Source organism: Bacillus sp. FSL R9-9492 (assembly GCF_038007365.1).
GTDB classification, from domain to species: Bacteria; Bacillota; Bacilli; order Bacillales; family Bacillaceae_G; genus Bacillus_A; species Bacillus_A mycoides.
In genome coordinates this window covers 284,885-295,000 of record NZ_JBBOXC010000001.1, presented here as the reverse complement: position 1 = coordinate 295,000, position 10,116 = coordinate 284,885, and the positions used below count along the sequence as shown (strand labels likewise).

The 10,116-nt window shown below is 38.8% G+C and carries 7 protein-coding genes and 2 rRNA genes (1 of these 9 running past the window's edge); 6 read left to right on the top strand and 3 right to left on the bottom strand.

The features are described 5' to 3' along the window. Both MKY70_RS01660 and MKY70_RS01655 read left to right on the top strand, forming a co-directional pair. Positions 1 to 911: the 3' portion of a glycosyltransferase gene (locus tag MKY70_RS01660; RefSeq protein WP_341022722.1), read on the top strand. 1,021 nt of this gene lie to the left of the window's left edge; only the last 911 of its 1,932 coding nucleotides appear in the window; its start codon lies beyond the left edge, outside the window; the stop codon is at positions 909 to 911. 66 nt (positions 912 to 977) lie between these two features. Further along, positions 978 to 1,754 (top strand): class I SAM-dependent methyltransferase, encoded by a 777-nt coding sequence (locus MKY70_RS01655; protein WP_341022719.1) that lies wholly within the window; start codon positions 978 to 980, stop codon positions 1,752 to 1,754. 40 nt (positions 1,755 to 1,794) lie between these two features. Here MKY70_RS01655 and MKY70_RS01650 read toward each other — a convergent pair whose 3' ends face one another. Continuing rightward, positions 1,795 to 2,739 (bottom strand): NAD-dependent epimerase/dehydratase family protein, encoded by a 945-nt coding sequence (locus MKY70_RS01650; protein ID WP_341026347.1) that lies wholly within the window; start codon positions 2,737 to 2,739, stop codon positions 1,795 to 1,797. Positions 2,740 to 3,041: 302 nt separating this feature from the next. Between MKY70_RS01650 and MKY70_RS01645 the strand changes: the two genes are divergently transcribed. The 4 genes from MKY70_RS01645 to MKY70_RS01630 all read left to right on the top strand — a co-directional run bounded on the left by MKY70_RS01645 (position 3,042) and on the right by MKY70_RS01630 (position 6,954). Further along, a complete protein-coding gene (locus tag MKY70_RS01645; RefSeq protein WP_341022716.1) occupies positions 3,042 to 3,836 on the top strand; it encodes a sulfotransferase family 2 domain-containing protein in 795 nt (264 codons plus the stop codon). Between the two features lie 204 nt (positions 3,837 to 4,040). Next, the gene (locus MKY70_RS01640; protein ID WP_341022713.1) at positions 4,041 to 4,763 is read left to right on the top strand and encodes a class I SAM-dependent methyltransferase; all 723 of its coding nucleotides are present in this window, start codon (positions 4,041 to 4,043) and stop codon (positions 4,761 to 4,763) included. 26 nt (positions 4,764 to 4,789) lie between these two features. Beyond that, positions 4,790 to 5,662, top strand: a complete 873-nt coding sequence (locus tag MKY70_RS01635) for a class I SAM-dependent methyltransferase (RefSeq protein ID WP_341022711.1) — start codon at positions 4,790 to 4,792, stop codon at positions 5,660 to 5,662. Between the two features lie 215 nt (positions 5,663 to 5,877). After that, a complete protein-coding gene (locus MKY70_RS01630; protein ID WP_131247422.1) occupies positions 5,878 to 6,954 on the top strand; it encodes a glycosyltransferase WbsX family protein in 1,077 nt (358 codons plus the stop codon). A 14-nt stretch (positions 6,955 to 6,968) separates the two neighbouring features. On the opposite strand, the gene rrf is transcribed toward MKY70_RS01630, so the two are convergent. After that, positions 6,969 to 7,084 (bottom strand): 5S ribosomal RNA (rrf, locus tag MKY70_RS01625). A 50-nt stretch (positions 7,085 to 7,134) separates the two neighbouring features. Then, a 23S ribosomal RNA gene (locus MKY70_RS01620) occupies positions 7,135 to 10,056 on the bottom strand. Positions 10,057 to 10,116: the final 60 nt, after the last annotated feature.

Sequence of the window (10,116 nt, the reverse complement as noted above, 5' to 3'; positions counted from 1 at the left end):
GCCAAGAGCTTATTGAAAAAGATTTCAACTTTCTTCATTACATTTATCAACTGTTAAACCTACTTGATCATAATTACAAAAAAATAAGCGTAATCATACCGAACTATAATTACGAAAAATACTTATCTGACCGAGTTAAATCCATATTAAACCAAACCTATCCCCTTTACGAACTAATTTTCCTAGACGATGCCTCTACTGACAATAGCGTATCTATATTTGAACAGGTGCTCTCAAACGAAAATAAGCCCCACCTAAAAGTTCAGCAGATTATTAATGATAAAAACTCTGGTTCTGTATTTAAACAATGGATAAAAGGCATCTCTGCAGCAACCGGTGATTATATTTGGATTGCAGAGGCCGATGACTTATGTGATCAGACATTTTTAGAAGAAGTAATACAAGGGTTTCATATAAATGGTGATGTTACCTTAAGCTACACACAATCAAAACAAATAGATGAACAAGGAAATATCCTAGCCAATCATTATTTAGATTACACAAATGATATTGATAAAGAAAAATGGAAAAGTTCTTATTTCCGAAAAGGGATAGATGAAATACAAGATACATTACTTATTAAAAACACCATACCTAATGTCTCAAGTGTAGTTTTTAAAAACATAGATATAAAAACAACAGAAAAACAATTAGAAAAGTTTAAAGTAGCTGGTGATTGGTTTTTCTATGTTTCTATTCTTAAAGAGGGGAACGTTTATTTCAATCCAAAACCGCTAAACTATCATAGACGACATACAAATAGCGTAACGAGAACAGAAGATTCATATTCCCATTACAGTGAAGTTGTACAAATGCAGAATTTCATTAAAGAAACCTTTACTATCGACGACATTTCAAAAAAGAAAATGTACACATATAGAAAGTACCTTAAAGCATATTTGAAGATTTAATGATATATTTTATTCGCCATCAGTATCTCTTGTAAAACGTTACTATCATTTAAGGGGGGTTACTCTTTGAAAGAATTTATAGAAGCAAATAAAGATTTGCTTTCTCAAATTGCACACAACTACAATGTAAATGCAAGTATCCATCCAGAGGATCATATCTTTCAATTCCTTGTCACTAATCCAGTCTTCCCATCTAAAAAAGAAGCGATAGATTATTATTTTCAAGATGGGAGAAAATCCGCAGAAACACTTTTAGATTTAATTACTTCCTTTTATCCCCCTATAGACACTCCAATTAAATTATTAGAATTCGCATCCGGATATGGCTGCGTAACACGTCATTTATTAAACCCACAAACGAACTTAAGTATAACTACCTGTGATATACATGAAGAGGCTATTAATTTTATTGAAAACACATTAAATACTTCTTCTATCTTATCTCACCCTGAACCTGAACAAGTAAAATTGGCCTCGTCTACGTATGATATCGTCTTTTGTCTATCCTTTTTTTCTCATATGCCTGATACAACTTGGTTTCGTTGGCTTCAAACATTGTATAATGCTGTTTCTCCTGAAGGCTTACTCATTTTCACAACTCATGGTTATCAAAGTAAAAAGTACTTCAGCTTTCCAGATTTAAATAAACAGGGTTATTGGTTTCTCCCTTCTAGTGAACAATTGGATTTAGATGTTCATCAATACGGGCAAACGATCGTTAGTCCCTCTTACGTATGTGACAAAATTAAATTATTACCCTATAACCCTGTCATCAAAAAATACACTGAAGGTTTTTGGTGGGAACATCAAGACCTTTGGGTAATAAAAAAAGAAATAAAATAATAAACCACGCTCTACTGATACAAAAGTAGGGCATGGCTTATTATTTTTTACTATATAAGAACTCTTCAATCCATAGCTTATTTAATCTAATTCCACTTTTGAAATCTATTTTCGGTTCCCAATTACATTCTCGTCTTACTCTATCTATATTTAAAATGATTTTTTGAACATTTTCTTGCCTTTGTTTATAGCAAGTAAAGTCCACTTTTCTTTCCGTTAATTTCTCCAATTCTACTATAATTCGTTTTAAAGAGAGACCCTTGCCGCTCCCTATGTTATACACACAAGATTTCAAACGATTTAATTGTGATAGTTGTATAGTGATTTCAACTAAATCATCGATATAAATATAATCTCGAATAATCTCTTGTGGATTCCCATATATATTAATCTTTTCATTACTGAGATGCTGATACAAAAAACAATTTATTGCCCCAACTTTCTTTAAAGGATTTTGATATTTTCCATATGGATTAGAATATCTGCATACAACATATTCAATTCCGTATTTTTTCTTATAAAAGTACAAGTAATTTTCAAGCGATACTTTTGTTATTCCATAAGGAGAAAGTGGTTTTAATGGATGTTCCTCATCAATAGGTAAATATTCCGGTTCACCATAAACCGTTCCTCCAGAAGATGCTAATACAATTTTTTTAACAGGAAAATTTTTAACACTTTCCATGAAGTTAAGAAAAAAAAAGCTACTGTTTATATCTCCGAAAACATCTTCAATTGAAGTTGCTACATTAGACGTTGCAGCTAAATAAATAATAATATCCACACTCACTAAAGCTTTATATATATCTTTAACATTCGCTAAATCACCTTTAATAAATTCAACCTCACTTATAATATTTTGAGGGAAATTATTTATATGTCTGGAAAATACTTTTACATTTTGACCTTGTTTCAATAAACCTAATGCGAGGTTTATACCAATGAAACTATTTCCACCTACTATTAAATAATTATTCTTCCTCATAATATCCTCTCTAGTAATAAGATTTTTGCTTATCACACCTAGAAATACAAATAAACGAACTTGGTCACCTCTATTATTCATTCTCTTATAATTGTATGCCCCTTATAAATTTTCATTATCTTTATTTTATATTTTCCTTTTAGAATCGATACCTTATTTAAGATGACCGCAAAAACACTCATAATATTTACTCATTCCCATGAATATATTGGATTAGTAAAAACTTGCCTTCTCATATTCTCGTTTATTCTATTTAAAAACCTTCTCCATAAATAAAACGTTCAAAAAGGAGCACTACATGTATGAAGAATGTAAATCAAGAGCTTTTAAATCATGTAATCCTACATAAAGATCGAATCCCACATTTCCATAAAGACTTTCCACTTATACTATTCTGGAGCCATAGAAGCGGATGTACTACTTTAGCTAATTGGTTCTTTTTTCAAATTGGATTATTTACTGAAGCAAAGAAATACCATGACTTTATTCATTACTATGAATTCTGGGTGTATAAAAACAACACCAACTACATACCAGAGTTACAAAATGGGCTTCTAACAGCAAAAAAAGATGTTTGTAAACTTGTACGGAATCCCTATACAAGGGCGGTCAGCTCCTTTTTATTGCTTGCTGACAATCCATATGCTAGCCCTCAATGGGAAAGTATCCGGCATTATTTTTATAATGACAAATATAGTAATCAAGGAATATCATTTAAACAATTTTTATATTACGTTCAAGCATTCAGTTCCAATTCCCTAGCAATAGATATACATTTTAGTCAGCAATACGTCCCAGGTGAAGAAAACTTCATCCAACGCTATATTCCTTTAGAAGATTTTAATACACAAATCACCAAGATAGAACACACGTACGATTTGACTAAATCAAATTTAGCGCTTCTTACAAATTCAGATCATCATCGTGCTCATAAGATGCTTTATACGGGAAACTATGCAGAACTTAGCATTACAGATGTATCCTTCCCCCGCTTTCCAACATATGAAAGCTTTTATGATAAAGAAACCATGGATTTAGTTACAGAAATATATGCACAAGACTTTGAAATGTATCCGTACACAAAAGGGACATTCTAAGTCGATACATTCTTCAATGAATAAAAGCGAATGTATCGCATAGCATAAAGTGAAACTTTAATTAGCGTGGGGTTCTCTCCCGCTAATTATTCCATTCTACCAATCTCACTTTTATGAGTTCCCTAATTTCCACCCACTCTCTTTGATTTCGCTGGTTGTTGACGTGTGTGTCATATGCATTTTTTTACACAGGAGTGATGTCATGTGGAAGGTAATTTGAAGCACAATAATGGATATTGCGTTATTTGTGAGAAGAAAGCTACATTTATAGAGCATAATGATTGGCTTAGAGATCACTACTTATGTTCTACATGCCACTCTATACCAAGGCAGCGCGCTCTAATCCATGTTTTAAATACATTTTTTCCAAAATGGGGTTCCTATCATATCCACGAATCCTCTCCTGGGGGAATTACAACTCAACTACTAATAAAAAACTGCAAAAACTATACATACTCTCAATACTTTAAAAACTACCCTCTCGGCCAATACTTTCAAGGGGTTAGATGCGAGAACTTAGAAGACATGACTTTTCAAAATGAATCTTTTGATTTATTCATTACTCAAGATGTCTTTGAACATGTAATGGAGCCAAACAAAGCCTTTAAAGAAATAGAGCGTGTATTAAAGCCTGGCGGCGCTCATGTGTTTACTGTCCCTTGGTATCATACACTCACAAAGACTTTACAAAGAGCAAGAATCAATAAAGAAGGAATCGAATATATTGAGGAGCCAATTTATCATGGTAATCCTATTGATGAGAACGGGTCTTTAGTAACATTTGATTGGGGTCAAGATATGATTGAATATATTTATACACATGCAAATATGTATACCATTGTTTATTTAAACAAGGATAGATCACTGGGGTTAGATGCTGAATTTCTACATGTTTTTATTAGTAAAAAACACGAAAATGATTTTTAGGAACTATATAATTTGGAGGTTAACAAATGAATAACTTTAAGTTAGGAAGTGATTTTGATAACCTTGTTAGCCCACTTTCTGATGTTGAACTTCTTAATCTATTTATACAAAGTTGCTCACAAACAAAGATAAATGGCATCCCAGTACCTATGTTCCCCTCCGAAGAAATTCAACAACAGTTTGTAGGTGCTTCCTATGAACATGCTCTTTATGAAGCATATTTGTTTTATAGCCTTGTAAAAACATATGCCCAAAATTTAGGCGTTCCCTTGAATAAAGAACGTAAAATTTTAGACTTTGGTTGCGGATGGGGAAGAATCATACGCTTCTTTTTCAAAGATGTTCGCCATAAAAATTTACTTGGTATTGATGTAGATCCTGCAATGATTAACCTTTGCAACGAAACGTTAGGAAGAGGCAGGTATAAAATAGCTCCCCCACAACCTCCTGTAGAATTTATTAATGACAATTCATTAGACATCATATTCGCTTATTCTGTATTCTCACATTTATCCGAAGAAACTGCAGAAAATTGGATAAAGGAGTTTTCAAGAATTCTTCGTCCAGGTGGAATCTTCATCGCAACAACACAAGCACGCTATTTTCTCGATTTCTGTCAACAATTCAAGGAACACCCTGAATTAATTCAAACTGGGTGGCATAAAACTTTATCTCAAGCTTTTCCAGATATAAATCGTGCTATCTCGGATTATGAAAGCGGAAATTTTGTCCACAGTCCTACGGGAGCTGGAGACGTTAGAAATAGTAGCTTTTACGGAGAAACTGTTATACCTAGGACCTATATTAAAAATCACTATGAGAAGTATTTAAAGCTACGGGACTTTTTTGATGATACAAACCGGTTACCCCAAGCTCTATTTGTTCTCCAAAAAGATTAACTCTTTTCGCTCATTTTATAATGAAGATCATTTTGTATCTCAGCCGTATATATTAAATCATCAAAGATTTCCATATCAAGCAAACTGCACAAAAGAATTCATTATGCAGCATAAACACAGTAAGTAAATAACATATCTCATGTTTTAACTAGATTCGAAAAATCAAAAGTAACTTCCCACCACTTGAACTACGAAGAACATAAGGGGGATATATTTTGAAAATAATCGCTTTTTACTTACCACAGTTTCATCAAATAAAAGAAAATGACCGATGGTGGGGGAAAGGGTTTACTGAATGGACAAATACTAAAAGTGCACGACCTTTATTTTCAGGACATTACCAACCTAGAGAACCTTATCAAGATTTTTATTATGACTTAACCACCCCATCCGTAAGAAAATGGCAAGCAGAAATCGCCAAAGCACATGGCATATATGGTTTTTGTTATTACCATTACTGGTTTAAAGGGAAGAGGCTATTGGAGGCACCCTTTAATGAGGTACTTAAGATGAAGGAACCAGATTTTCCATTTTGCCTTTCTTGGGCAAATGAACCGTGGACAAAAACTTGGGATGGTCTTGATAGTCACATATTAATGCCTCAAAATTATGGAGAATTATCGGATTGGAAAGAACACTTTGAGTATTTATTGCAAGCTTTCCAAGATGAGAGATATATCCGTATAGACGATAAACCACTATTCATTATTTATCGCCCTGGGCATATTCCTCATTGTGAACAAATGCTTCATTATTGGAATACACTCGCACAAGAAAATGGTTTGAAAGGTATATACTTTGCAGAAACATTAAACAGCTTTCCACTTCCTAATATAAATGGATTTGATGCTAGCATTCAATTCGAGCCTTTTTATACAATTGCTCATGATAGCTCTTCAGACATAAATAAGACAATATATGAGTCTGGTAAACAAATAAACGCTTGGGATTATGATAAAGTGTGGATGTATATACTAAAGCGATCTCCTCCAGAGAAAAAAACATTTCCTGGTGCCTTTGTTGACTGGGACAATACAGCACGCCGCAAAGACTTAAATAGCAGTATCTTCCTAGGTTCTACCCCTAAGAAGTTCACGATATATTTAAGCAAACAAATCCAGCGTACCTATTCTCTTTACAACAGCGAGTTTTTATTTATTAATGCGTGGAATGAATGGGCAGAAGGTACTTACTTAGAACCAGATAAAAGGCATGGATTCGCCTATTTAGAAGGAGTTAAGCAGGCAATTAACAGAGGTATGAAAGCATACAAAAAAGACGAGTCATTCTGACTCGTCTTAAAGTTGCTTGGCGACGTCCTACTCTCACAGGGACAAGGTCCCAACTACCATCGGCGCTAGAGAGCTTAACTTCCGTGTTCGGTATGGGAACGGGTGTGACCTCTCTGCCATCATCACCAAACTGATGAAGGTATATTCCTTCAAAACTAGATAACATTAGCTTCATATTATATGGTTAAGTCCTCGATCTATTAGTATTCGTCAGCTCCACATGTCACCATGCTTCCACCTCGAACCTATCAACCTGATCATCTTTCAGGGATCTTACTAGCTTACGCTATGGGAAATCTCATCTTGAGGGGGGCTTCATGCTTAGATGCTTTCAGCACTTATCCCTTCCGCACATAGCTACCCAGCTATGCCCTTGGCAGAACAACTGGTACACCAGCGGTGCGTCCATCCCGGTCCTCTCGTACTAAGGACAGCTCCTCTCAAATTTCCTGCGCCCACGACGGATAGGGACCGAACTGTCTCACGACGTTCTGAACCCAGCTCGCGTACCGCTTTAATGGGCGAACAGCCCAACCCTTGGGACCGACTACAGCCCCAGGATGCGATGAGCCGACATCGAGGTGCCAAACCTCCCCGTCGATGTGGACTCTTGGGGGAGATAAGCCTGTTATCCCCGGGGTAGCTTTTATCCGTTGAGCGATGGCCCTTCCATGCGGAACCACCGGATCACTAAGCCCGACTTTCGTCCCTGCTCGACTTGTAGGTCTCGCAGTCAAGCTCCCTTATGCCTTTGCACTCTACGAATGATTTCCAACCATTCTGAGGGAACCTTTGGGCGCCTCCGTTACACTTTAGGAGGCGACCGCCCCAGTCAAACTGCCCACCTGACACTGTCTCCCGGGTCGATAAGACCCGTAGGTTAGAATTTCAATACAGTCAGGGCGGTATCCCACCAGCGCCTCCACCGAAGCTAGCGCTCCGGTTTCAATGGCTCCCGCCTATCCTGTACAAACTGTACCAAAATTCAATATCAGGCTACAGTAAAGCTCCACGGGGTCTTTCCGTCCTGTCGCGGGTAACCTGCATCTTCACAGGTACTATAATTTCACCGAGTCTCTGGTTGAGACAGTGCCCAAATCGTTACACCTTTCGTGCGGGTCGGAACTTACCCGACAAGGAATTTCGCTACCTTAGGACCGTTATAGTTACGGCCGCCGTTTACTGGGGCTTCAGTTCAGAGCTTCGCTTACGCTAACCCCTCTCCTTAACCTTCCAGCACCGGGCAGGTGTCAGCCCCTATACTTCGCCTTACGGCTTCGCAGAGACCTGTGTTTTTGCTAAACAGTCGCTTGGGCCTATTCACTGCGGCTTTCCGTTAAGAAAGCACCCCTTCTCCCGAAGTTACGGGGTCATTTTGCCGAGTTCCTTAACCAGAGTTCTCTCGCACACCTTAGGATTCTCTCCTCGCCTACCTGTGTCGGTTTGCGGTACAGGCACCTTTTATCTCGCTAGAAGCTTTTCTTGGCAGCGGGGAATCAAAGACTTCGCTCCATAAGGAGCTTCCCCATCACAGCTCAGCCTTCACGATAAGCGGATTTGCCTACTTATCAGCCTAACTGCTTGGACGTGCACAACCAATCGCACGCTTCTTCTATCCTTCTGCGTCCCTCCATTGCTCAAACGATAAAGAGGTGGTACAGGAATATCAACCTGTTGTCCATCGCCTACGCCTGTCGGCCTCGGCTTAGGTCCTGACTAACCCTGAGCGGACGAGCCTTCCTCAGGAAACCTTAGGCATTCGGTGGACGGGATTCTCACCCGTCTTTCGCTACTCATACCGGCATTCTCACTTCTAAGCGCTCCACCAGTCCTTCCGGTCTGACTTCACTGCACTTAGAACGCTCCCCTACCACTGATACCATTGGTATCAATTCGCAGCTTCGGTGGTGTATTTAGCCCCGGTACATTTTCGGCGCAGAGTCACTCGACTAGTGAGCTATTACGCACTCTTTAAATGGTGGCTGCTTCTGAGCCAACATCCTAGTTGTCTAAGCAACTCCACATCCTTTTCCACTTAATACACACTTTGGGACCTTAGCTGGCGATCTGGGCTGTTTCCCTCTTGACTACGGATCTTATCACTCGCAGTCTGACTCCTAAGGATAAGTCATTGGCATTCGGAGTTTGACTGAATTCGGTAATCCGATGAGGACCCCTAGTTCAATCAGTGCTCTACCTCCAAGACTCTTACACTTAAGGCTAGCCCTAAAGCTATTTCGGGGAGAACCAGCTATCTCCAGGTTCGATTGGAATTTCTCCGCTACCCACACCTCATCCCCGCACTTTTCAACGTGCGTGGGTTCGGGCCTCCATTCAGTGTTACCTGAACTTCACCCTGGACATGGGTAGATCACCTGGTTTCGGGTCTACGACCACGTACTAAACGCCCTATTCAGACTCGCTTTCGCTGCGGCTCCGCCTCTTCAGCTTAACCTCGCACGGGATCGTAACTCGCCGGTTCATTCTACAAAAGGCACGCCATCACCCATTAACGGGCTCTGACTATTTGTAGGCACACGGTTTCAGGATCTCTTTCACTCCCCTTCCGGGGTGCTTTTCACCTTTCCCTCACGGTACTGGTTCACTATCGATCACTAGGGAGTATTTAGCCTTGGGAGATGGTCCTCCCAGATTCCGACGGAATTTCACGTGTTCCGCCGTACTCAGGATACATTCAAGAGAGAACGAAGTTTCGACTACGGGGTTATTACCCTCTGTGACGGACCTTTCCAGGTCGCTTCGTCTACCTCGTTCCTTTGTAACTCCGTATAGAATGTCCTACAACCCCAAGAGGCAAGCCTCTTGGTTTGGGCTAGATTCCGTTTCGCTCGCCGCTACTCAGGAAATCGCATTTGCTTTCTCTTCCTCCAGGTACTTAGATGTTTCAGTTCCCTGGGTCTGTCTTCCATACCCTATGTATTCAGGTAAGGATACCATACCATTACGTATAGTGGGTTTCCCCATTCGGAAATCTTCGGATCAAAGCTTACTTACAGCTCCCCGAAGCATATCGGCGTTAGTCCCGTCCTTCATCGACTCCTAGTGTCAAGGCATCCACCGTGCGCCCTTTCTAACTTAACCAAACTAAAATTAAAAAAATATGAGCTACACTGTTATCTAGTTTTCAAAGAACATACATTT